The following is a 23,445-nucleotide window of genomic DNA, read 5'->3' as shown; positions in this document are numbered from 1 at the left end:
ATAGATAAATACTCTCACTCTGCTAACCTTTCTGCATAAGGGGAAATTATTGCTTTTTCGCGTTTCGTTGCGTGTTGACGGCAAATTTTTGCTGGCGTAACATGCGCCCACGATTACGCTAAGAGGACATTCGCCTTGGACACACCCAGTAGATACTGGCTCATTATCCTGTTATCCAGGATCAACTCCTAAGGCTATCCCTTTTTGCTGATAGCCTTAGCGGTTGTCAGCGACCTTTCATTTTTTCCCGTCGCGTTGAGTCAGGCTGTTTAATGGTCTGAAACCCAATTTGTTTCTGTGTGCCCATCTGAACTGTCCGATATTTTTACGCATTGGGAGTCCCGGTCATGCTGAGCGCATTTCAACTGGAAAAAAACCGACTGACCCGGCTGGAAGTCGAGGAGTCACAAAGCCTGATTGATGCCGTATGGGTTGATTTGGTCGAACCGGACGACGACGAGCGATTGCGCGTACAATCTGAGCTGGGCCAGAGTCTGGCGACGCGTCCTGAACTGGAAGATATCGAAGCATCCGCGCGCTTCTTTGAAGACGAAGACGGATTGCATATCCACTCCTTCTTCTTCTTCGAAGATGCGGAAGATCATGCCGGTAACTCTACGGTGGCATTCACTATTCGCGATGGCCGTCTGTTTACGCTGCGTGAACGCGAACTGCCCGCCTTCCGTCTGTATCGTATGCGCGCCCGCAGCCAGGCGATGGTCGACGGTAATGCATACGAATTACTGCTCGATCTGTTCGAAACCAAAATTGAACAGTTAGCGGATGAAATCGAAAACATCTACAGCGATCTGGAAAAACTGAGCCGCGTCATTATGGAAGGGCATCAGGGCGATGAATACGACGAAGCGCTCTCCACGCTGGCGGAACTGGAAGATATCGGCTGGAAGGTACGCCTGTGTCTGATGGATACCCAGCGCGCGCTGAACTTCCTGGTGCGCAAGGCGCGCTTACCGGGCGGGCAGCTGGAGCAGGCGCGTGAGATCCTGCGCGATATCGAATCTCTGCTGCCGCACAATGAATCGCTGTTCCAGAAGGTGAACTTTCTGATGCAGGCGGCGATGGGTTTTATCAACATCGAGCAGAACCGCATTATCAAAATCTTCTCGGTGGTTTCCGTGGTGTTCCTGCCGCCGACGCTGGTCGCTTCCAGCTATGGGATGAACTTCGAGTTTATGCCGGAACTGAAGTGGAGCTTTGGTTATCCAGGCGCGATTATCTTTATGATTCTGGCGGGGCTTGCGCCGTATCTGTACTTTAAGCGCAAGAACTGGCTGTAATATTGTGCCTGGTGGCGCTACGCTTACCAGGCCTACAGGATCAGGCATTTACGTCGCCATCCGGCAAAAAACGCTACATTTTCATGCGCGGTCTGCGATGGGTATAGACAGCATCCATCACGAAAATCGCCAGCGCGACCCAGATAAACGCAAATGTCACCATCTTATCCGCGCCCGGCACTTCGCCATAAAACGTCACCGCCAGTAAAAACATCAGCGTTGGGCCGATATACTGAAAGAAGCCCAGTGTAGAAAGACGCAGACGCGTAGCCGCTCCGGTGAAGCACAGCAGCGGAATCGTAGTGACCACACCCGCCGCCATTAACAGCAAGTTCAACGATAGTGCGTTTTGCCCCATATGGCTGGTAGGGCTATCGGCGATGCCAAACAGATAAATTGCCGCGACCGGCAACAGCCATAGCGTTTCGACCAGCATACCCGTCTGCGCTTCAACGGCGATCTTCTTACGCACCAGGCCGTAAAACGCAAAACTAAACGCCAGCCCCAGCGCGATAATCGGCAGCGAGCCAAAGGTCCAGAGTTGCACCAGCACGCCGCACACCGCCAGAATCACCGCCAGCCACTGCATTCGACGGAAGCGTTCGCCAAGAAAAATCATCCCCAGCAAGATGTTAACCAGCGGATTAATGAAATAACCCAGGCTGGCCTCCAGCATATGGTGATTATTTACCGCCCAAATGAACAATAGCCAGTTACCGCCGACCAGTACGGCGGACAGGGCCAGCAGAAAAATCTTCTTTGGCGTTTTCAGTAAGCGCTTAACCTGTCGCCACTGCCGGCTGACGCTAAGCAGCGCCACCATAAAGAAAAATGACCAAATCACGCGGTGCGTCAGGATCTCATCTGCGGGAACGTAATAGATCAGCTTGAAATACGCGGGGGCGATCCCCCAAATAAAATAGGCGGCAAGAGCGAGTAATACGCCCTGCCGTGTTTGTTTTGCGTCCATCCGGAAAACTCGTATCTGAAGTGTAACAACAGTTTACCTGCTTTTATCCCACCATATAAGTAGCGGTGGCGCTGGCGATGTACAGCTGATCTTCATTGTGTAATTCCACGCGGGCGACGGCCACTTTATTCCCTGCGCGCAGCAGGCTACTGGTGGCCGTAAAGCGGTTGCCTCTGCCCGGACGCAGGTAATCGACGCGCAGGTCAATCGTTCCCATCCGCGACAGGCGCTGGCGTAGTTCATCTTCGCTGATGGTTTCGTGGCGAGTTAGCGTGCTGCCGACGCATACCAGTCCGGCGGCGACATCCAGCGCAGAGGCGATCACGCCGCCGTGTAAAATGCTTTGCGCCCAGTTGCCGACCATCATCGGCTGGTTGTTAAAGGCCAGTTGGGCGAACGCTTTTTCATAGCGTTCCAGCTCCAGCCCTAACGCCCGATTAAACGGCATGTGGTAGACAAACATTTCACCCACTAATTTCAGAGCTTGTTCAGCGGTAAGTACAGCGGACATAGATTCCTGACACCTCATTGGTTAATGAAATGTTGATATTATGCTTCTTAATTGTTGTTTTCTACTTTAAGAAGGGATAACTAACGGCTATGTGTGTAAATATGTAAAAATGGTTGGCAGAGAATGATTCAAGCTGAAAATACTTCGTCAGGAGAACGTCAAGAATGCGGGCGATTTTGAGAGGGTTGTTGCCAGCCACGCTACTGCCATTAGCGGCATATGCACAAGAAGCTACGATAAAAGAGGTTCATGATGCGCCTACAGTACGGGGAAGTATCATCGCTAACATGCTACAGGAGCATGATAACCCTTTTACGCTTTACCCTTATGACACGAACTACTTGATCTACACGAACACCAGCGATCTGAACAAAGAGGCCATAAGTACCTACAACTGGTCTGAAAACGCACGTAAAGATGAAGTGAAATTTCAGTTGAGCCTGGCGTTTCCGCTGTGGCGCGGAATACTGGGGCCGAACTCGGTACTGGGTGCTTCCTATACGCAGAAATCCTGGTGGCAGCTTTCCAACAGTAAAGAGTCTTCGCCGTTTCGCGAAACCAACTACGAACCGCAGCTTTTTCTTGGTTTTGCTACCGATTATCGCTTTGCCGGCTGGACGTTGCGCGACGTAGAGATGGGCTACAACCATGACTCTAACGGACGTTCGGACCCCACCTCGCGTAGCTGGAACCGTCTGTATACCCGTCTGATGGCCGAAAACGGTAACTGGCTGGTAGAGGTCAAACCGTGGTACGTGATTGGCAGTACCGACGATAATCCGGACATCACCAAATATATGGGTTATTACCAGCTTAAAATCGGTTATCACCTGGGCGAGGCGGTATTAAGCGCCAAAGGCCAGTACAACTGGAATACAGGCTACGGCGGCGCGGAAGTTGGATTAAGCTATCCGGTCACTAAACATGTCCGGCTTTATACTCAGGTGTACAGCGGCTATGGCGAATCGCTGATCGACTATAATTTTAATCAGACACGTGTCGGCGTCGGCGTGATGCTTAACGATATCTTCTGATTGGATTGTGTTTTAAACATTGCAGTTTCTCTCGCAGGCGCTGAAAATAGCGCCTGTTTTGATTTATGGTGAACGGGGTTAATGTGGCGCAGGCGGAAGTGTTGAATCTGGAATTAGGGGCCAAACAGGTTTTGCAGGAAACCTTTGGCTACCAACAGTTTCGCCCGGGCCAGGAAGCGATTATTGATACTGCGCTCTCCGGCCGCGACTGTCTGGTCGTCATGCCCACCGGCGGCGGCAAATCTCTGTGCTATCAAATCCCCGCGTTGTTGCTGGACGGATTGACCGTCGTCGTTTCGCCCCTGATCTCGTTGATGAAAGACCAGGTCGATCAGCTACTGGCGAACGGGGTGGCGGCGGCGTGCCTGAACTCTACTCAAAGCCGCGAGCAGCAGCTTGAGGTGATGGCGGGGTGCCGTACCGGACAGATTCGTCTGCTGTATATTGCGCCGGAACGTCTGATGCTGGACAACTTTCTTGATCATCTGGCGCACTGGAATCCGGTATTGCTGGCGGTGGATGAAGCGCACTGTATCTCGCAATGGGGACATGATTTCCGTCCGGAATATGCGGCTCTCGGTCAGCTTCGCCAGCGTTTTCCCGCTTTGCCGTTTATGGCATTGACCGCCACCGCCGACGACACCACGCGCCAGGATATTATTCGTCTGCTTGGGCTTAACGATCCGTTAATCCAGATCAGTAGCTTTGACCGACCGAATATCCGCTACATGCTGATGGAGAAGTTTAAGCCGCTCGACCAGCTAATGCGCTATGTTCAGGAGCAACGCGGCAAATCGGGTATCATCTACTGCAACAGTCGGGCGAAAGTGGAAGATACCGCCGCGCGCTTGCAAAGTCGTGGCATTAGCGCGGCGGCCTATCATGCGGGGCTGGAAAACGCTATTCGCGCCGATGTGCAGGAAAAATTTCAGCGCGACGATCTGCAAATCGTGGTGGCGACCGTCGCTTTTGGAATGGGCATAAACAAACCTAACGTACGTTTCGTCGTGCATTTCGATATCCCGCGCAATATTGAATCCTACTATCAGGAAACGGGCCGCGCCGGGCGCGACGGACTGCCTGCGGAAGCCATGCTATTTTACGATCCGGCTGACATGGCCTGGCTACGTCGTTGTCTGGAAGAGAAACCAGCCGGACAGCTTCAGGATATTGAACGGCATAAACTGAATGCGATGGGCGCTTTTGCCGAAGCGCAAACCTGCCGTCGCCTGGTGTTGCTTAATTACTTTGGCGAAGGCCGACAAGAACCGTGCGGCAACTGCGATATCTGTCTCGATCCGCCCAAACAATATGATGGCTTAAACGATGCCCAGATTGCGCTTTCTACCATTGGTCGGGTTAACCAGCGTTTTGGCATGGGCTACGTTGTCGAGGTGATCCGCGGCGCGAATAACCAACGCATCCGCGATTTCGGTCATGACAAACTCAAGGTTTATGGCATGGGACGCGAAAAGAGCCATGAGCACTGGGTGAGCGTGATTCGCCAGCTCATTCATCTGGGGCTGGTAATGCAAAATATTGCGCAGCACTCCGCATTACAGTTGACGGATGCCGCGCGTCCGGTACTCCGTGGAGACGTTCCGCTAAAGCTTGCGGTGCCGCGCATTGTCGCCCTCAAACCCCGCGTGATGCAGAAATCGTTCGGCGGTAATTACGATCGCAAATTGTTCGCTAAGTTGCGCAAGCTGCGTAAAGCTATCGCTGATGAAGAGAATATCCCGCCGTATGTGGTCTTTAACGACGCCACGCTGATAGAGATGGCGGAACAGATGCCGGTTTCCGCCAGCGAGATGTTAAGCGTTAACGGGGTTGGGATGCGCAAACTGGAGCGCTTCGGGAAAGAATTTATGGCGCTCATCCGCGCGCATGTCGATGGTGATGACGAAGAGTAGTCAGCCCGGCAAAAAAGTGCCAGGATGGTGACTCACTGAACTATTTCCCCGCGAGCCATTTTTATGTTGATGCTATTTTTCACCGTGGCAATGGTGCACATCGTTGCGCTAATGAGCCCCGGCCCCGACTTTTTCTTCGTGTCTCAAACTGCTGTCAGCCGTTCGCGTAAAGAAGCGATGATGGGCGTACTGGGCATTACCTGCGGCGTGATGGTATGGGCGGGCGTGGCGCTGCTTGGCCTGCATCTCATCATCGAAAAAATGGCCTGGCTGCATACGATCATTATGGTAGGCGGCGGCCTGTATCTGTGCTGGATGGGCTATCAGATGCTGCGCGGCGCGCTGAAAAAACAGGATGCGGCGGCGTCTTCTCCGCACATTGAACTGGCGCAGAGCGGGCGCAGCTTTCTCAAAGGGCTGCTGACCAATCTGTCGAATCCTAAAGCGATTATCTATTTTGGTTCCGTTTTTTCACTGTTTGTCGGCGATAACGTCGGCGCTGCGGCGCGCTGGGGTATTTTCGCGTTAATCACCCTGGAAACGCTGGCCTGGTTTACCGTAGTCGCCAGCCTGTTCGCGCTGCCGAAAATGCGCCGCGGCTATCAGCGTCTGGCGAAATGGATTGATGGCTTTGCCGGCGCTCTGTTTGCGGGCTTTGGTATTCACCTGATTATTTCGCGTTAATTTACCTCCGGGCCGGATAAACATCATCCGGCACGACTATCACGCGTGTCTTGCCGACGCCAGGAGCGCGCCTACCAGCATAAACAACGAACCAAACGCTTTATTCAGCGCCTTCATCTGCTTTGGTCCTTTAATCCAGGCGGCAATGCGCTGCGCCAGCGTGGCGTAACCGGTCATCACAATCATATCCACCACAATCGTGGTGACGCCGAGAATGAGGTACTGCGCCAGTTGCGGTTGCTGCGGCATGATGAATTGCGGAAACAGGGCGGCAAGAAAGACAATGCTTTTGGGATTGGTTAGATTGACAAATATCGCCCGTTTGAAGAGCCGACCCCGTGATTGCGTCTGGGCGAGAGTATGCAGATCGATAGCGCCTGCGGCGCGCCATTGCTGGATACCCAGCCAGATAAGATAAGCCGCGCCAGCCCATTTCAGAATTTCAAAAGCGAGGAGCGAGCGCGAAAAGAGCGTACCCAGTCCGACGCCCACCAGTACGATATGTATCCCCAGCCCGGTCTGGAGTCCGGCGATAGAAGCCGCTGCGCCACGATATCCATGGTTGATAGACGTCGTCATGGTATTGATGGCGCCTGAACCCGGAGAAAGACTCAGCAGAGTTGAGGTCAGTAGATAGGCGAACCACCATTCAAAGGTCATGCGAAACTCCCTGGTTGTCTGTTTTTGTGCCACAATACGCTACTGCCGCTGTGTTGTGTCAGGCACGACGCAAAAAACGATTTTACCTGGTAAACGAGGCCGAAAACCCGATGTTTCAGCAGCAAAATGACTGGGAAACAAGAGAAAATGCGTTTGCCGCTTTTGCTATGGGGCCGCTGACCGATTTCTGGCGTCAGCGGGAAGAGGCGGAGTTTATCGGCGTGGGTAACATTCCGGTGCGCTTTGTCCGTTTTCGGAATGATTCTAACGATCGGACGATCGTCATTTGTCCTGGCCGCATTGAGAGTTATGTAAAATACGCTGAACTGGCGTATGACCTTTTTCATCTCGGTTTTGATATCTTCATCATCGACCACCGTGGTCAAGGGCGCTCCGGGCGGATGTTATCGGACCCGCATCGGGGTCACGTTGATCATTTTAACGATTATGTTGAGGACTTAGCGGCGTTCTGGCAGCAGGAAATTGAGCCGGGGCCGTGGCGTAAGCGTTATATCCTGGCGCACTCAATGGGGGGCGCGATAGCCACCCTGTTCCTGCAACGCCATCGTGTGCGGTGCGACGCTATTGCGCTCACCGCGCCGATGTTTGGTATTGTGATACGCTTGCCTTCCTTTATGGTGCGCCATATTCTCGACTGGGCCGAAGGGCATCAGCGTATCCGTGAAGATTACGCTATTGGTACCGGTCAGTGGCGGGCGTTGCCGTTTGGGATGAATGCGCTGACCCACAGCCGCCAGCGTTATCAGCGCAACTTACGATTTTATGCCGACGAGCCGCAGCTGCGCGTTGGCGGCCCCACCTGGCATTGGGTACGCGAAGGCATTCTGGCGGGTGAGCAGGTACTGGCTGGGGCGAGCGATGACACGACGCCTACGCTACTGATTCAGGCGGAAGAAGAGCGGGTAGTGGATAACCGCACCCACGATCGTTTTTGTGAAATTCGCGCCGCGGCGGGATACCCTTGTGAAGGGGGAAAACCGCTGGTTATCAAAGGCGCGTACCATGAGATCCTTTTTGAAAAGGACGCCATGCGCTCAGTCGCACTTAACGCCATTGTTGAATTTTTCAACAAGCCTAATTTATCCAGCGGAAATCGCTTTGCTTAGAGGTTAAATTTTATTATGTATCAGGTTGTTGCGTCTGATTTAGATGGCACGCTGCTCTCCCCCGACCATACGTTGTCCCCTTATGCCAAAGAGACTCTGAAGCTGTTGACCGCACGCGGCATCCATTTTGTCTTTGCCACTGGTCGTCATCATGTCGATGTAGGGCAAATCCGCGATAATCTTGAAATCAAGTCTTACATGATCACCTCCAACGGCGCGCGAGTGCACGATACCGACGGGAATTTGGTTTTTACGCATAATCTGGACAGCGACATTGCCAGCGACCTGTTCGGGGTGGTGAATGCGAACCCGGACATCGTGACTAACGTTTATCGCGACGACGAATGGTTTATGAATCGTCATCGCCCCGATGAAATGCGTTTTTTCAAAGAGGCGGTATTTAACTATTCGCTGTTTGAGCCTGCGCTGCTGGAGCCGGAGGGCGTCAGCAAAGTGTTTTTCACCAGCGACACTCATGAAAAGTTGTTGCCGCTGGAGCAGGCGATTAACGCGCGCTGGGGCGATCGGGTAAACGTGAGCTTCTCTACGCTAACCTGTCTGGAAGTGATGGCGGGCGGAGTGTCGAAAGGTCATGCGCTGGAAGCGGTCGCTCAGGCGATGGGGTACAGCCTGAAAGAGTGTATCGCCTTTGGCGACGGAATGAACGACGCTGAAATGCTCACGATGGCGGGCAAAGGCTGCATCATGGGCAATGCGCACCAGCGTCTGAAAGACCTGTATCCCGAACTTGAGGTGATCGGCATCAACGCGGATAACGCCGTGCCGCATTACCTGCGCGATCTTTTCTTACGTTGATGTGATTGTTTGTTAGTTGACCAGTTGTCAACTTCACTCTCCGCTACAATGGGTGTTCCCTGTTTTAAGAGACATCCATTGTGGCGCTACTCATCATTACCACTATCCTGTGGGCTTTCTCCTTTAGTCTATTTGGCGAGTATCTTGCCGGGCATGTCGATAGCTATTTCGCGGTGCTGATACGCGTTGGGCTGGCGGCGCTCGTTTTTCTGCCGTTTTTGCGTTCTCGCGGGCACAACCTAAAAACCATCAGCCTGTATATGCTGGTGGGGGCGATGCAGCTTGGCATCATGTATATGTTGAGCTTCCATGCTTACCTCTACCTGACCGTATCCGAACTGTTGCTGTTTACCGTTCTGACGCCGCTCTATATCACGCTGATTTACGATGTGATGAGTCAGCGTCGTTTGCGCTGGGGCTATGCATTTAGCGCGTTGCTGGCGGTGATTGGCGCCGGGATTATTCGCTACGATCGCGTGACCGACCATTTTTGGGTCGGTTTGCTCCTGGTGCAGCTTTCTAATATCAGTTTCGCTATCGGAATGGTGGGGTATAAACGTCTGATGGAGACCCGTCCCATGCCGCAGCACAACGCCTTTGCGTGGTTCTATCTGGGGGCGTTTTTGGTGGCGGCGGTGGCGTGGTCGCTGTTGGGGAACGCGCAAAAGCTGCCGGAAACCACGCTGCAATGGAGCATTCTGGTGTTTCTCGGCGTGGTGGCGTCCGGCATTGGCTACTTTATGTGGAACTATGGCGCTACCCAGGTAGACGCCGGGACGCTGGGTATCATGAATAATATGCATGTTCCCGCAGGACTACTGGTTAATCTTGCCATCTGGCATCAGCAGCCCCACTGGCCAAGCTTTATTACAGGCGCGGCTGTGATCCTGGCTTCGCTGTGGGTGCATCGAAAATGGGTCGCTCCGCGCTCCGCACAAACGGCAGATGATCGCAGGCGTGATCCCGCGTCGAGCGAATAAACGCCTCGGTCACCGCCTGACGCTGGTCGCCGTCGCGCACGGCGGCATACAGGCGGCTCCACAGACCATCACCCAGGGTTTTGGTCACCACCAGACCCTGGCGCTCAACGCTTTCCACCACCCAGTGCGGCAGGGCGGCAATACCCATTCTGGCCGCCACCATCTGAATCAGCAGTAGCGTATTATCCACGCTTTTCAGCAGCGGACTGATACCCGCCGGTTGCAGGAAATGTCGCCAGACATCCAGTCGGCTGCGCTGCACCGGGTAAATCAACAGCGTTTCGCTGGCTAAATCTTCCGGCGTAATCTGCGTTTTGCTGGCCAGCGGATGGTCGGGCGCCAGCACCAGTCGGACTTCAAAATCAAACATCGGCGAATAATGCAGCCCGCTGCGCGGCAAAATATCCGACGCCATCACCAAATCCAGCTCGCCTTGTTGCAAGGCCGGTTGCGGATCAAAAGTGACGCCGGATGTGAAATCCATTTCTACCTGCGGCCAGCTTGCACGGAAGTTTTCCAGCGCCGGGGTCAACCACTGAATACAGCTATGACATTCAATAGCGATGCGCAGACGAGTTTGCTGCGGTTCGTTGCACGCCTGCAGCGCACGGCTGATTTGCGGCAGCACCTGGTTTGCCAGTTGCAGCAGAACTTCCCCCTGCGGCGTAAAGCGCAGCGGCTGGCTTTTACGCACGAACAGGCGGAAACCAAGGCGTTGTTCCAGATCGCTGAACTGATGAGACAGAGCGGATTGGGTCTGGTGCAGCACCGCCGCCGCGGCAGCCAGCGATCCACTATTCCGCAATGCCTGGAGTGTTTTCAGATGTTTAATTTCGATCATGAAAGTCCTTCACTTCGCCATGAACAAATTGCGCTTGAGGAATATACAGTACCTTTACATTATGGATGTGTAAACATCCAGACGTCTAAAACTCGTCATATTTCGACTTGCAGATGCGTTGGCTTCCTTGCTTACCCCAGTCACTTACTTCAGTAAGCTCCTGGGGATGCGCTGTGTCGCCGCCTTCCTGCAAGCCGAACTATTAGAGTTTTACTTTCAGATTCAACAAAATAAGAGAGGAAGTAAAATGACAATATTGACTCACACCCTCGGTTTTCCTCGCGTTGGCCTGCGTCGCGAGTTGAAAAAAGCGCAAGAGAGCTACTGGGCGGGGAACTCAACGCGTGAAGCGTTACTGGCGGTGGGGCGCGAACTGCGCGCGCGTCACTGGGAGCAGCAGAAACAAGCGGGTATTGACCTGTTACCGGTAGGCGACTTTGCCTGGTACGACCATGTTCTGACCACCAGCCTGCTGTTAGGCAATGTGCCGGCTCGTCATCAGAACAACGACGGTTCCGTGGACATCGACACTCTGTTCCGCATTGGCCGCGGTCGCGCGCCAACCGGTGAACCAGCGGCGGCAGCGGAAATGACCAAATGGTTTAATACTAACTATCACTACATAGTACCGGAGTTCAGCAAAGGCCAGCAGTTCAGACTCACCTGGACACAGTTGCTGGAGGAAGTGGACGAAGCGCTGGCGCTGGGGCATAAGATCAAACCCGTCCTGCTGGGGCCTGTCACGTATCTGTGGCTAGGTAAAGTGAAAGGCGAGCCGTTTGACCGCCTGACGTTGCTGAAAGACATTTTGCCGGTGTATCAGCACGTGCTGGCTGAACTGGCAAAACGTGGTATTGAGTGGGTCCAAATTGATGAGCCAGCGCTGGTGCTGGAACTGCCGCAGGCGTGGCTGGATGCCTTCAAACCGGCTTACGACGCGCTCGCCGGCCAGGTGAAGCTGTTGCTGACGACCTATTTTGAAGGCGTGACGCCAAACCTGGACACTATTATCGCGCTACCGGTACAGGGGCTACATGTTGACCTCATTCATGGCAAAGATGATGTAGCGGAACTGCATCAACGTCTGCCGGTCGACTGGCTGCTCTCCGCAGGCTTGATTAACGGGCGTAATGTCTGGCGCGCCGATTTGACCGAAAAATACGCGCAGATTAATGCCATTGTGGGCAAACGCGCGCTGTGGGTAGCATCCTCCTGCTCTTTGCTGCACAGCCCGATCGATCTCAGCGTCGAAACGCGTCTGGATACGGAAGTAAAAAGCTGGTTTGCCTTTGCGCTGCAAAAATGCGGTGAACTGGCGTTGCTGCGCGATGCGCTGAACAGCGGCGAAACGGCGGCGCTTGAGGAATGGAGCGCACCAATTCAGGCTCGTCGTCACTCCCGCCGCGTACATAATGCCGCGGTAGAAAAACGCCTGGCGGCGATCACCGCGCAGGACAGCCAGCGTGAGAATCCGTATGAGGTGCGCGCTGAAGCGCAACGCGCCCGCTTTAAACTTCCCGCCTGGCCGACGACGACTATCGGTTCGTTTCCGCAAACCACGGAAATTCGCGGCCTGCGTCTGGACTTCAAAAAGGGCAACCTCGACGCGAATAACTACCGCACCGGCATCGCCGAACATATCAAACAGGCTATCATCGAGCAGGAGCGTTTAGGGCTGGATGTGCTGGTACACGGCGAAGCCGAGCGAAACGACATGGTGGAATACTTCGGCGAGCATCTGGACGGCTTCGTCTTTACCCAGAATGGTTGGGTGCAAAGCTATGGCTCCCGCTGTGTGAAACCGCCGGTAGTGATTGGCGATATCAGCCGTCCGGCACCGATTACCGTGGAGTGGGCGAAATATGCCCAGTCGCTGACCGACAAGCCGGTAAAAGGGATGTTGACCGGCCCGGTGACTATTCTTTGCTGGTCATTCCCCCGCGAAGACGTGACCCGCGAAACGATTGCGAAACAGATTGCGCTGGCGCTGCGTGATGAAGTCGCGGATCTGGAGGCGGCGGGGATCGGGATTATTCAGATTGACGAACCGGCGCTGCGCGAAGGTCTACCGCTGCGTCGCAGCGACTGGGACGCCTATCTGGAATGGGGTGTGGAAGCCTTCCGCATCAACGCGGCGGTGGCGAAGGATGAAACACAGATCCACACCCACATGTGTTACTGCGAGTTCAACGACATTATGGATTCGATCGCCGCGCTGGATGCGGATGTGATCACCATTGAGACCTCCCGCTCGGATATGGAGTTGCTGGAGTCGTTCGAAGCATTCGACTACCCGAACGAAATCGGGCCGGGCGTGTACGATATTCACTCGCCGAACGTGCCGAGCGTCGAGTGGATTGAAGCCCTGCTGAAGAAGGCGGCACAGCGTATTCCGGCACAACGCCTGTGGGTGAATCCGGACTGCGGTCTGAAAACTCGCGGTTGGCCGGAAACCCGCGCGGCGTTAGCGAACATGGTCAAAGCGGCGCACAATCTGCGTCAGGCGAAATAACCCATCCTGGCCGCTGCGTTTATCCGGCAGCAATGCGGCGCTACCCTTTGACGGGTAGCGCCCGTGTCTGACCTGATTAACAGCGCCTCTTTCTTCTCATTTCCCTTTTTCTTATTTTCCGCGCTGTCTTTTTCAGGATCTGGCTATTTGGCGATCTTGATAATAAAAAGGTTCTCCGTATGAATGACAACCAGGCGGATAGCGTCCCCGGAAGCAGCGCGGCGGATTTTATTGCCTCGCAGATCGTTTTTCCTGTCATGATCGCCCAGCGCTCTCATAGCACAAAACGAGGTTTTCCATTCTGTTATGTTCCCTGGCGACGATAAACGTCGCATTGTCTCATGGCGCTGGTGAACCTTATTTTTTAACGGAGATGTCTGACATGGCGGTAGCAGGTTGTCACGTAATGGCCAAACCCGGCGGCGCGATCTGCAATATTGATTGCACATATTGCTTCTATCTTGAAAAAGAGGCGCTGTACCCGGAACGCAATAAAAACTGGCGAATGTCGGACGAGACGCTGGAACAGTTTATACGCCAGCATATTGTCGCGCAGAGTGGTGACCGCATTGACTTTGCCTGGCAGGGCGGCGAACCGACCATGATGGGGCTACCGTTTTTCCGCCGGGTTGTCGCATTATGTGAAAAGTACGGCGATGGGCGAAAAATCACTCATGCGTTGCAGACGAACGGCATCCTGGTGAATGACGAGTGGGCGCGCTTTTTCGCTGAACAGCATTTTCTCATCGGTCTCTCTATCGACGGCCCGGCGTCGTTACACAACCACTATCGGCTTAATCGCGCTGGAAAAGGAACTCATGAACAGGTCGTCGCAGCAATGGCGCGGCTTAAAGCGCACCATGTCGACTTTAATACCTTAACCGTCGTGGGAAAACATAACGTCGGTCATGCAGCAGACGTCTACGAATTTCTTCTGGCGGCGGGATCGCGTTTTATTCAGTTTATCCCGCTGGTAGAGCGAATGAGCACCGATAACTCATCGGTACTTAATCTGGTGATGCCCGGCGAAAGCGCGGCGACGCTGGCGCCATGGACGGTACCGTCGTGGCAATATGGCGAATTTCTCAACCAGATCTTTGATATCTGGGTTCGTCGCGACGTAGACCGCGTCTATGTGCAGATGTTTGACGTGGCGTTAGCCGCCTGGACGGCGCAGCAGCCGGTACTGTGTGTACATTCCGAGACTTGTGGACATGCCTTCGCGTTGGAGTCGAACGGCGATCTCTACAACTGCGACCACTTTGTCTACCCGGAGCATCTGCTGGGGAATATCCACCAGCACAGCATCAAAACCTTAAATAATAGCGAGCGGGCTATTGCGTTTGGCGAGGCCAAGCGGGAGACCCTGACCGCCGATTGTCGTCGCTGTGACTACCGCTTTGCGTGTCATGGCGGCTGTCCGAAGCATCGCTTTGCCGTCTCGCCGTCCGGTCATCCTGCGCATAATTACTTGTGTGCGGGCTATAAGCATTTTTTCCAGCACGTTACGCCGTATATGAATGTCTGGCGGGAGCTGCTGGCGCAAGGCTATCCGATGGCATCGATCATGCGCTGGCTGGCGCAGGACGCGCGTAAAGACACAGGAGCCGTCAGTCGTAACCATCTCTGTCCCTGCGGCAGCGGCAAAAAATATAAAAAATGCTGTGGTAAAGCATAGCTAACGTGGCGATGACGCTTTGTTGAGCCTACACCGACTCCGGCCTCGTAGGCCCAACAAACATCGTAATGCGCTGTGGTTAGCCTTTTTTCCCGCCGTACTGCGCGAACCATTCCAGCATTCTTTGCCAGCCGTCTTTCGCCGAGGCTTCGTGGTATCCCGGACGATAATCGGCATTAAACGCGTGCCCTGCATCGGGATAGACCACGATTTCCGCCTTCGCATTAGCGGCGCGTAGCGCCTGACGCATGGTTTCCACGCTCTCCTGTGGAATACTGGTATCCTGTCCGCCGTATAAACCCAGTACCGGCGCGTTAAGATCGGTGGCGATATCAACGGGATGCTTCGGCGAATTGAGTGACGTGTCGCCCACCAGCTTGCCGTACCACGCTACCGCCGCTTTTAACTGTGGGTTGTGCGCGGCGTACAGCCAGGTAATCCGGCCTCCCCAACAAAAACCGGTGATCATCAGCCGATGCGCATCCCCGCCGTTGCGCGAAGCCCAACTGGCGACGTGATCCAGGTCGGCAAGGACTTGCGAATCGGGTACTTTAGCCACCAGCCCGCTCAATAATGTGGGTATATCGGCGAAATCATTGGGGTCGCCTTCGCGGAAATAGAGTTCCGGCGCGATAGCGAGATAACCTTCCAGCGCCAGTCGTCGGCAAATATCGCGAATGTGTTCATGTACGCCAAAAATTTCCTGTACCACAATGACCACAGGCAGCGCGCCGTCGCTTGCCTTTGGTCTGGCGTAATAGGCTGGCATATCGTCGCCCTGAGAGGGAATCGACGTTATCCCCGCGCTAATGGCCCCATCAGGCGTATGAATCATCGTAGGGGCAAGTGGGGAAGCTGCAGGTGCAAAGCCGGATGGATGTGTCGTTGTCATGGTATTCTCCGTACCCTTAAAAAATAGCGCAATCTTAACTATAGACAGTGTGTAACAAACCACATTGCCTTAAAGCGGCTATCTTTTGTGCAATGCCTGGCGATATTGATTATTTATTGTGATGTACATCACTTTTTAATGGTAAGCGAGTGCAATTGTTTTACGCCATAGTGATGGCTGTCACGAAAATATCTTTATGCCTTAGGTAAAGTGTCTTTTTGCTTCTTCTGACAAACCCGATTCACAGAGGAGTTTTATATGTCCAAGTCTGATGTTTTTCATCTCGGCCTCACCAAAAACGATTTACAAGGGGCCCAGCTCGCCATCGTCCCTGGCGATCCTGAGCGTGTGGAAAAGATCGCCGCGCTGATGGATAAGCCGGTTAAGCTGGCATCTCACCGCGAATTCACCTCCTGGCGCGCTGAGCTGGATGGTAAAGCAGTTATCGTTTGCTCTACCGGTATCGGCGGCCCGTCTACCTCTATTGCCGTGGAAGAACTGGCGCAACTGGGTATTCGTACCTTCTTGCGTATCGGCACCACGGGGGCTATTCAGCCGCACATCAACGTCGGCGACGTTCTGGTAACGACCGCATCCGTACGTCTGGATGGGGCGAGCCTGCATTTTGCGCCGATGGAATTCCCGGCGGTTGCCGACTTTGCCTGCACCACTGCGCTGGTTGAAGCCGCGAAATCGATTGGCGCCACGACTCACGTTGGCGTAACCGCCTCTTCCGACACTTTCTATCCGGGTCAGGAACGTTATGACACCTATTCTGGCCGCGTTGTTCGTCGCTTCAAAGGTTCTATGGAAGAGTGGCAGGCGATGGGCGTGATGAACTACGAAATGGAATCCGCTACGCTGTTAACCATGTGCGCAAGCCAGGGTTTACGCGCAGGTATGGTGGCGGGCGTTATCGTTAACCGTACCCAACAAGAGATTCCGAATGCGGAAACGATGAAACAAACTGAAAGCCACGCGGTGAAAATCGTCGTGGAAGCGGCCCGTCGTCTGCTGTAATTCTCCTCTCTTTTGCAAAGGCCGACGCGTTCGGCCTTTTCTTTTTGCGTGGCGCCTCGCAGGAAATTCCTTTTAAACTGGACGTTTATACAGCACAATTCTATTTTGTGCAGGACAGTGTGGTTCCAGGAGAGGTGTTGTGGATATTACTCTTATGATAAGCGCCGTCGTGGCGCTGGCGGCTGGGGCGGTGATTGGCTGGCTGGCGACGAAAGCGCACGCCGATCAAATCCGCGCCGATCTTATCGAAGAACGGCGTGAGCTGGATATCGAACTTAGCGCGGCCCGGCAGCAATTAGCGCAAGAAGCGCACTGGCGCAGTGAATGCGAGTTACTTAATAACGAACTGCGTAGCCTGCACAGTATTAATACCTCTCTGGAAGCCGATCTGCGTGAAGTCACGACCCGTCTGGAAGCGACTCAACAACACGCGGAAGACAAAATCCGTCAGATGATCAACAGCGAACAGCGTTTAAGCGAGCAGTTTGAAAATCTGGCGAATCGTATCTTTGAACACAGTAATCGTCGCGTAGACGAACAAAACCGACAAAGCCTGAATAGCCTGCTGACGCCGCTGCGTGAGCAACTGGACGGTTTTCGCCGCCAGGTTCAGGAGAGTTTTGGCAAAGAAGCGCAGGAGCGGCATACGCTGGCGCACGAAATTCGTAATTTGCAGCAGCTTAACGCGCAAATGGCGCAGGAAGCGATCAACCTGACGCGCGCCCTGAAAGGGGACAATAAGGCGCAAGGAAACTGGGGCGAAGTTGTGCTGGCGCGGGTGCTGGAGGCATCCGGACTGCGTGAAGGCTACGAATACGAAACCCAGGTCAGTATTGAGAACGATGCGCGCTCGCGGATGCAGCCGGATGTCATCGTCCGCTTGCCGCAGGGCAAAGATGTGGTCATCGACGCTAAAATGACGTTGGTCGCCTACGAGCGTTACTTTAACGCTGAAGATGACTACACGCGCGAGGCCGCTTTACAAGAGCACATCGCCTCGGTGCGCAATCATATTCGCTTACTGGGGCGTAAAGACTACCAGCAGCTTCCCGGCCTCCGCTCGCTGGACTATGTTCTGATGTTTATCCCCGTAGAACCCGCTTTCCTGCTGGCGTTAGATAAACAGCCCGAACTGATAACCGAGGCGCTAAAAAATAACATTATGCTGGTAAGCCCCACGACGCTGCTGGTGGCGTTACGGACAATCGCCAACCTGTGGCGCTATGAACACCAGAGCCGCAATGCGCAGCACATCGCAGACAGAGCCAGTAAGCTCTACGATAAAATGCGGTTGTTCGTTGATGATATGTCAGCGATCGGTCAGAGTCTGGATAAAGCGCAGGATAACTACCGCCAGGCGATGAAAAAACTTGCGTCGGGGCGTGGCAACGTTTTGGCGCAGGCAGAGGCCTTCCGGGGGCTAGGCGTGGAAATCAAACGCGAGATTAATCCGGATTTAGCGGAACAGGCCGTTACGCAAGATGAAGAATATCGTTTACGATCGATCCCTGAAGGGCGGCAGGATGAACATTATCCCAATGATGAACGGGTGAAGCAGCAGTTAAGTTAACCCATACGGAGTAGTTTAGTCCTGGCGCAGAGTAGGGCAAATTGGCCCAATCTGTTACACTTCTTGAACATTTTTATCGATAAGCAGGCACTGAGATGGTGGAAGATTCACAAGAAACGACGCACTTTGGCTTTCAGACCGTCGCTAAAGAGCAGAAAGCTGACATGGTGGCCCACGTTTTTCATTCTGTGGCGTCAAAATACGATGTGATGAATGATTTAATGTCATTTGGCATTCATCGTTTGTGGAAGCGCTTCACCATTGATTGCAGTGGCGTGCGTCGTGGACAAACCGTTCTCGATTTAGCGGGCGGTACGGGCGATCTTACCGCGAAATTTTCACGTATGGTCGGGGAAACTGGCAAAGTTATCCTGGCGGATATTAATGATTCTATGCTCAAAATGGGGCGTGAGAAGCTGCGTAATATCGGCGTGATCGGCAACGTAGAGTATGTGCAGGCGAATGCCGAAGCTCTGCCTTTCCCTGATAATACGTTTGATTGCATTACCATTTCGTTTGGTTTGCGCAATGTAACGGAAAAAGAAAAAGCGCTGCGGTCAATGTTCCGTGTGTTGAAACCCGGCGGACGTTTACTGGTGCTTGAATTTTCCAAGCCTATTATTGAGCCGCTGAGTAAAGCGTATGACGCCTATTCTTTCCATATTTTACCGCGTATTGGCTCGATGGTCGCGAACGATGCGGATAGCTATCGGTATCTCGCGGAATCCATCCGTATGCATCCCGATCAGGATACCTTAAAAGCCATGATGCAGGACGCCGGATTTGAGAGCGTGGATTATTACAATCTGACGGCGGGCGTTGTGGCATTGCACCGTGGTTATAAATTCTAGGAGGGTGGAATGCCTTTTAAACCCTTAGTGACCGCAGGAATTGAAGGTCTCCTCAATGCGTTTCTGTATCGTTCGCCAGCGCTGAAATCAGCCAGAACGCGCTTACAGGGAAAAGTACTGTGTGTGAAACTAAAGGGATTTTCGACGCCATTAGTCCTGGTATTCAGCGAACGCCAGGTTGATGTGCTGGGGGCATGGGAAGGCGAAGCGGACTGTACGGTAATCACTCAAGCTAGCGTTTTGCCAAAACTACGCGATCGTCAGCAGTTGGCCGCGCTTATTCGCAGCGGCGAACTGGAAGTGCAGGGCGATATTCAGGTCGTGCAAAATTTTGTGGCGCTCGCCGATCTCGCCGAATTCGATCCTGCGGAGCTGTTGGCGCCATACACGGGTGATATTGCGGCGGAAAGTATCGGTAAGGTCGTGCGTGGCGGGGCTAAATTCCTGCGCCACGGGTTTCAACGCCAGCAGCGTTATGCCGCTGAAGCGATCACTGAAGAGTGGCGTATGGCGCCTGGCCCGCTGGAAGTCGCATGGTTTGCCGAAGAAACCGCGGCTGTTGAACGCGCCGTAGATGCTCTGACCACACGGCTGGAAAAACTGGAGGCCAAATGACGCCAGGTGAAGTACGGCGCCTATATTTCATCATCCGCACGTTTTTAAGCTACGGCCTTGATGAACTCATCCCCCGAATGCGTCTTACACTGCCACTCCGATTATGGCGCTATTCGCTGTTCTGGATGCCAAACCGGCATAAAGATAAATTGCTGGGTGAACGATTAAGACTGGCGTTGCAAGAGCTGGGACCGGTCTGGATCAAATTTGGTCAGATGCTCTCCACACGCCGTGACCTGTTCCCGCCGCAAATCGCCGATCAGCTCGCTTTGCTCCAGGATAAAGTCGCGCCATTCGATGGTCGGCTGGCGAAAGCCCAGATTGAAGAGGCGATGGGGGGGCTACCAGTCGAAGCCTGGTTTGACGACTTTGATATCCAGCCTTTAGCGTCGGCGTCAATCGCCCAGGTACATACCGCGCGATTGAAATCAAACGGTAAAGAAGTGGTTATTAAGGTCATTCGCCCGGATATTTTGCCGGTAATTCAGGCAGACCTGAAACTGATTTATCGCCTTGCTCGCTGGGTACCACGCCTGTTGCCGGATGGGCGTCGTCTGCGCCCGACGGAAGTGGTGCGTGAGTATGAGAAAACGCTGATCGATGAGCTGAATCTGCTGCGGGAATCGGCCAACGCGATTCAGTTACGCCGCAATTTTGAAAATAGTCCCATGCTGTATATCCCGGAGGTGTACTCCGATTACTGTAGCCAGAACATGATGGTGATGGAGCGGATATACGGCATTCCGGTTTCGGATGTGGCGGCGCTGGAAAAGAACGGCACCAACATGAAACTGCTGGCGGAACGCGGGGTTAAAGTTTTCTTCACCCAGGTTTTCCGCGACAGCTTTTTCCATGCGGACATGCATCCGGGAAATATTTTTGTCAGCCATGAACACCCTGAAAATCCGCAATATATCGGCATTGACTGTGGTATCGTCGGGTCGCTAAACAAAGAAGATAAGCGCTATCTGGCAGAAAACTTTATCGCGTTTTTTAACCGCGATTACCGAAAGGTGGCGGAGCTGCATGTCGATTCAGGTTGGGTTCCGCCAGATACCAACGTTGAAGATTTTGAGTTTGCCATCCGCACCGTCTGTGAACCTATCTTTGAAAAGCCGCTCGCGGAAATCTCGTTTGGTCATGTGTTGTTAAACCTTTTCAATACAGCGCGTCGATTTAACATGGAAGTCCAGCCGCAACTGGTGTTGTTGCAGAAAACATTATTGTATGTTGAAGGGGTTGGGCGGCAACTTTATCCTCAGCTTGATTTGTGGAAAACGGCGAAGCCGTTTCTTGAGTCCTGGATCAAAGATCAGGTGGGTATTCCGGCTCTCACGCGGGCTCTTAAAGAAAAAGCGCCGTTCTGGGTCGAAAAAATGCCAGAAATACCTGAACTGGTGTACGACAGTTTGCGCCAGGGCAAATATTTACAGCACAGTGTTGATAAGATTGCGCGCGAGTTACAGGTAAACCATGTGCGCCAAAGTCAGTCTCGTTATTTATTGGGAATTGGCGCAACGCTGTTACTGAGCGGGTCATTCTTACTCGTCAACCGCCCTGAATGGGGATTGATGCCTGGCTGGCTCATGGTCGGCGGCGTAGTTGTCTGGCTGGTTGGCTGGCGTAAAACTCGTTGAGATTTTTTTATCGCTCAACGCCGGTTGTGTCACGCAGGTACATATTATCACTCGAGGCAGTACTCAGGCCGCAAGTCAATGTCGTCCCGGTCGTATGTAAAAGTATGTGAATAGGGCGGGCGAAAGCGGTTAACAAAGAGGCAGCGCGAAGGATAATGTGTATAATGCGGCCCTAATAATTCATCATCTATCACAGAGGAACATGTATGGGTGGTATCAGTATTTGGCAGTTGTTGATTGTTGCCGTTATCGTCGTACTGCTGTTCGGCACCAAAAAACTCGGTTCCATCGGTTCCGATCTTGGCGCGTCTATCAAAGGCTTTAAAAAGGCCATGAGCGATGATGATGCCAAACAGGATAAAACCAGTCAGGACGCTGATTTTACCGCTAAATCTATCGCGGATAAGCAAGGCGAAGCGAAAAAGGAAGACGCTAAAAGCCAAGATAAAGAGCAGGTATAATCCGTGTTTGATATCGGTTTTAGCGAACTGCTGTTAGTGTTCGTTATCGGCCTCATTGTGTTGGGGCCGCAACGATTGCCAGTAGCGGTAAAAACGGTAGCGGGCTGGATTCGCGCGTTGCGATCCCTTGCGACAACGGTTCAGAATGAACTGACTCAGGAACTGAAACTTCAGGAGTTCCAGGACAGTCTGAAAAAAGTCGAAAAGGCGAGCCTGGAAAATCTGACTCCCGAACTGAAAGCATCTATGGATGAACTGCGTCAGGCGGCGGAGTCGATGAAACGCACCTACAGCGCTAACGATCCCGAACAAGCGAGCGATGAAGCGCATACCATCCATAATCCGGTGGTAAAAGGGAACGAAACGCAGCATGAGGGCGTCACCCCTGCCGCCGCTGAAACACAGGTGAGCGCGCCGGAACAAAAGCCGGAGCCCGTTAAAGATAACGTGCCTGAGTCGACGGAAACCGCTTCCGTAGCCACGATAGACGCCGAGAAGAAATCCGCTGCGCCTGTTGTCGAATCTTCCCCCTCGTCGAGTGATAAACCGTAAACATGGCTGTAGAAGATACTCAACCGCTTATCACGCATCTGATCGAGTTGCGTAAGCGCCTGCTAAACTGCATCGTCGCAGTACTTCTGATTTTTCTGGCGTTAATTTATTTCGCCAATGATATTTATCATTTAGTCGCCGCACCGCTGATTAAACAGATGCCGCAAGGGGCGACAATGATTGCGACGGATGTGGCGTCGCCGTTTTTTACGCCTATCAAACTCACCTTCATGGTGTCTTTGATCTTATCCGCGCCTGTCATTTTGTACCAGGTTTGGGCCTTTATCGCCCCGGCGCTGTATAAGCATGAGCGTCGTCTGGTCGTACCGCTGCTGGTATCCAGCTCGCTGCTTTTCTACATTGGTATGGCCTTCGCCTATTTTGTCGTATTCCCTTTGGCCTTTGGTTTCCTGACGCATACGGCGCCGGAAGGGGTACAGGTTTCGACAGATATCGCCAGCTATCTTAGCTTTGTTATGGCGCTTTTTATGGCCTTTGGCGTAGCCTTTGAAGTGCCGGTGGCGATTGTGTTGCTGTGCTGGATGGGCATCACCACGCCAGAAGATTTGCGTAAAAAACGGCCTTATATCCTGGTCGGGGCATTCATTGTGGGAATGCTGCTTACGCCGCCAGATGTTTTCTCGCAAACGTTGCTGGCGATACCGATGTACTGCCTGTTTGAAATTGGCGTTTTCTGCTCACGCTTTTATGTCGGTAAGCGACGGACGCGCGACGAAGATAACGAGGCCGAAACCGAAAAGGCCGAGCACACTGAAGACTAAACACAACCGCCCGCCAGGGCGGTTGTCATATGGGGGCAAGC

23 protein-coding genes are annotated in these 23,445 nt (G+C 53.3%); 18 read left to right on the top strand and 5 right to left on the bottom strand.

Going from position 1 to position 23,445, the window contains the following annotated elements; translation table 11 throughout:
• Window positions 1-135 precede the first annotated feature (135 nt).
• Entirely contained in the window at window positions 136-192 is a 57-nt protein-coding gene (gene ysgD / locus ACLJRE_RS22220) for a YsgD/CorL family protein (RefSeq protein ID WP_213083418.1), read from the top strand.
• Between the two features lie 155 nt (window positions 193-347).
• The gene (gene corA, locus ACLJRE_RS22215) at window positions 348-1,298 is read left to right on the top strand and encodes a magnesium/cobalt transporter CorA (protein WP_000947139.1); all 951 of its coding nucleotides are present in this window, start codon (window positions 348-350) and stop codon (window positions 1,296-1,298) included.
• A gap of 73 nt (window positions 1,299-1,371) precedes the next feature.
• Here corA and rarD read toward each other — a convergent pair whose 3' ends face one another.
• Together rarD and yigI are read right to left on the bottom strand one after the other, a co-directional pair.
• Complete coding sequence (gene rarD / locus ACLJRE_RS22210) at window positions 1,372-2,268, bottom strand: EamA family transporter RarD (protein WP_000339083.1); 897 nt, start codon at window positions 2,266-2,268, stop codon at window positions 1,372-1,374.
• Between the two features lie 43 nt (window positions 2,269-2,311).
• Window positions 2,312-2,779 carry an acyl-CoA thioesterase YigI gene (gene yigI / locus ACLJRE_RS22205; protein WP_001277136.1) on the bottom strand — a complete coding sequence of 156 codons (468 nt, stop codon included), beginning with the start codon at window positions 2,777-2,779 and terminating at the stop codon, window positions 2,312-2,314.
• A gap of 164 nt (window positions 2,780-2,943) precedes the next feature.
• Here yigI and pldA point away from each other — a divergent pair, with 164 nt between their 5' ends.
• The 3 genes from pldA to rhtC all read left to right on the top strand — a co-directional run bounded on the left by pldA (window position 2,944) and on the right by rhtC (window position 6,410).
• Window positions 2,944-3,813, top strand: a complete 870-nt coding sequence (pldA, locus tag ACLJRE_RS22200; RefSeq protein ID WP_023212414.1) for a phospholipase A — start codon at window positions 2,944-2,946, stop codon at window positions 3,811-3,813.
• An 83-nt stretch (window positions 3,814-3,896) separates the two neighbouring features.
• Window positions 3,897-5,726, top strand: coding sequence for an ATP-dependent DNA helicase RecQ (gene recQ, locus ACLJRE_RS22195; RefSeq protein WP_001614753.1), 1,830 nt, complete (start codon window positions 3,897-3,899; stop codon window positions 5,724-5,726).
• 63 nt (window positions 5,727-5,789) lie between these two features.
• Window positions 5,790-6,410, top strand: a complete 621-nt coding sequence (rhtC, locus tag ACLJRE_RS22190) for a threonine export protein RhtC (protein WP_000928814.1) — start codon at window positions 5,790-5,792, stop codon at window positions 6,408-6,410.
• Between the two features lie 39 nt (window positions 6,411-6,449).
• Here rhtC and rhtB read toward each other — a convergent pair whose 3' ends face one another.
• Entirely contained in the window at window positions 6,450-7,070 is a 621-nt protein-coding gene (gene rhtB / locus ACLJRE_RS22185) for a homoserine/homoserine lactone efflux protein (protein WP_000142523.1), read from the bottom strand.
• 110 nt (window positions 7,071-7,180) lie between these two features.
• Here rhtB and pldB point away from each other — a divergent pair, with 110 nt between their 5' ends.
• The 3 genes from pldB (at window position 7,181) to ACLJRE_RS22170 (ending at window position 9,993) form a co-directional block, all read left to right on the top strand.
• Window positions 7,181-8,197: a lysophospholipase L2 gene (pldB, locus tag ACLJRE_RS22180; protein ID WP_000487685.1), complete on the top strand. Its 1,017-nt coding sequence runs from the start codon at window positions 7,181-7,183 to the stop codon at window positions 8,195-8,197.
• Between the two features lie 15 nt (window positions 8,198-8,212).
• A complete protein-coding gene (yigL, locus tag ACLJRE_RS22175; RefSeq protein ID WP_000285338.1) occupies window positions 8,213-9,013 on the top strand; it encodes a sugar/pyridoxal phosphate phosphatase YigL in 801 nt (266 codons plus the stop codon).
• An 80-nt stretch (window positions 9,014-9,093) separates the two neighbouring features.
• Window positions 9,094-9,993 (top strand): carboxylate/amino acid/amine transporter, encoded by a 900-nt coding sequence (locus ACLJRE_RS22170; RefSeq protein WP_001196254.1) that lies wholly within the window; start codon window positions 9,094-9,096, stop codon window positions 9,991-9,993.
• Here ACLJRE_RS22170 and metR read toward each other — a convergent pair.
• Window positions 9,881-10,834 carry an HTH-type transcriptional regulator MetR gene (metR, locus tag ACLJRE_RS22165; protein WP_023212415.1) on the bottom strand — a complete coding sequence of 318 codons (954 nt, stop codon included), beginning with the start codon at window positions 10,832-10,834 and terminating at the stop codon, window positions 9,881-9,883. The genes ACLJRE_RS22170 and metR overlap by 113 nt on opposite strands.
• Before the next feature lie 247 nt (window positions 10,835-11,081).
• On the opposite strand from metR, the gene metE reads away from it, so the two are divergent.
• Both metE and ACLJRE_RS22155 read left to right on the top strand, forming a co-directional pair.
• Window positions 11,082-13,346, top strand: coding sequence for a 5-methyltetrahydropteroyltriglutamate--homocysteine S-methyltransferase (metE, locus tag ACLJRE_RS22160; protein ID WP_000154179.1), 2,265 nt, complete (start codon window positions 11,082-11,084; stop codon window positions 13,344-13,346).
• A gap of 334 nt (window positions 13,347-13,680) precedes the next feature.
• Entirely contained in the window at window positions 13,681-15,024 is a 1,344-nt protein-coding gene (locus tag ACLJRE_RS22155; protein WP_023212416.1) for an anaerobic sulfatase maturase, read from the top strand.
• A gap of 79 nt (window positions 15,025-15,103) precedes the next feature.
• Here the strand turns inward: ACLJRE_RS22155 and ACLJRE_RS22150 are convergent, their stop codons facing one another.
• Window positions 15,104-15,916 (bottom strand): dienelactone hydrolase family protein, encoded by an 813-nt coding sequence (locus ACLJRE_RS22150; RefSeq protein WP_000213959.1) that lies wholly within the window; start codon window positions 15,914-15,916, stop codon window positions 15,104-15,106.
• Window positions 15,917-16,174: 258 nt separating this feature from the next.
• Here ACLJRE_RS22150 and udp point away from each other — a divergent pair, with 258 nt between their 5' ends.
• The 8 genes from udp to tatC all read left to right on the top strand — a co-directional run bounded on the left by udp (window position 16,175) and on the right by tatC (window position 23,404).
• Window positions 16,175-16,936: a uridine phosphorylase gene (gene udp, locus ACLJRE_RS22145; RefSeq protein WP_000045169.1), complete on the top strand. Its 762-nt coding sequence runs from the start codon at window positions 16,175-16,177 to the stop codon at window positions 16,934-16,936.
• A gap of 139 nt (window positions 16,937-17,075) precedes the next feature.
• Window positions 17,076-18,506: a DNA recombination protein RmuC gene (gene rmuC / locus ACLJRE_RS22140; protein ID WP_000355562.1), complete on the top strand. Its 1,431-nt coding sequence runs from the start codon at window positions 17,076-17,078 to the stop codon at window positions 18,504-18,506.
• A 95-nt stretch (window positions 18,507-18,601) separates the two neighbouring features.
• A complete protein-coding gene (ubiE, locus tag ACLJRE_RS22135; RefSeq protein WP_000229009.1) occupies window positions 18,602-19,357 on the top strand; it encodes a bifunctional demethylmenaquinone methyltransferase/2-methoxy-6-polyprenyl-1,4-benzoquinol methylase UbiE in 756 nt (251 codons plus the stop codon).
• 9 nt (window positions 19,358-19,366) lie between these two features.
• Entirely contained in the window at window positions 19,367-19,972 is a 606-nt protein-coding gene (gene ubiJ, locus ACLJRE_RS22130; protein WP_023212417.1) for a ubiquinone biosynthesis protein UbiJ, read from the top strand.
• Entirely contained in the window at window positions 19,969-21,609 is a 1,641-nt protein-coding gene (ubiB, locus tag ACLJRE_RS22125; RefSeq protein WP_000187559.1) for a ubiquinone biosynthesis regulatory protein kinase UbiB, read from the top strand. Before ubiJ ends, ubiB begins: the two co-directional genes overlap by 4 nt.
• A 206-nt stretch (window positions 21,610-21,815) precedes the next feature.
• The gene (tatA, locus tag ACLJRE_RS22120; RefSeq protein WP_000508972.1) at window positions 21,816-22,070 is read left to right on the top strand and encodes a Sec-independent protein translocase subunit TatA; all 255 of its coding nucleotides are present in this window, start codon (window positions 21,816-21,818) and stop codon (window positions 22,068-22,070) included.
• A gap of 3 nt (window positions 22,071-22,073) precedes the next feature.
• Entirely contained in the window at window positions 22,074-22,622 is a 549-nt protein-coding gene (gene tatB / locus ACLJRE_RS22115) for a Sec-independent protein translocase protein TatB (RefSeq protein ID WP_000459615.1), read from the top strand.
• Window positions 22,623-22,624: 2 nt separating this feature from the next.
• A complete protein-coding gene (tatC, locus tag ACLJRE_RS22110) occupies window positions 22,625-23,404 on the top strand; it encodes a Sec-independent protein translocase subunit TatC (protein ID WP_000257554.1) in 780 nt (259 codons plus the stop codon).
• Window positions 23,405-23,445 lie beyond the last annotated feature (41 nt).

Source organism: Salmonella sp. SAL04157, assembly GCF_046551635.1.
GTDB lineage: Bacteria > Pseudomonadota > Gammaproteobacteria > Enterobacterales > Enterobacteriaceae > Salmonella > Salmonella enterica.
The sequence above is the reverse complement of the archived record's forward strand: the minus strand, read 5'-3'. Positions and strand labels throughout refer to the sequence as shown.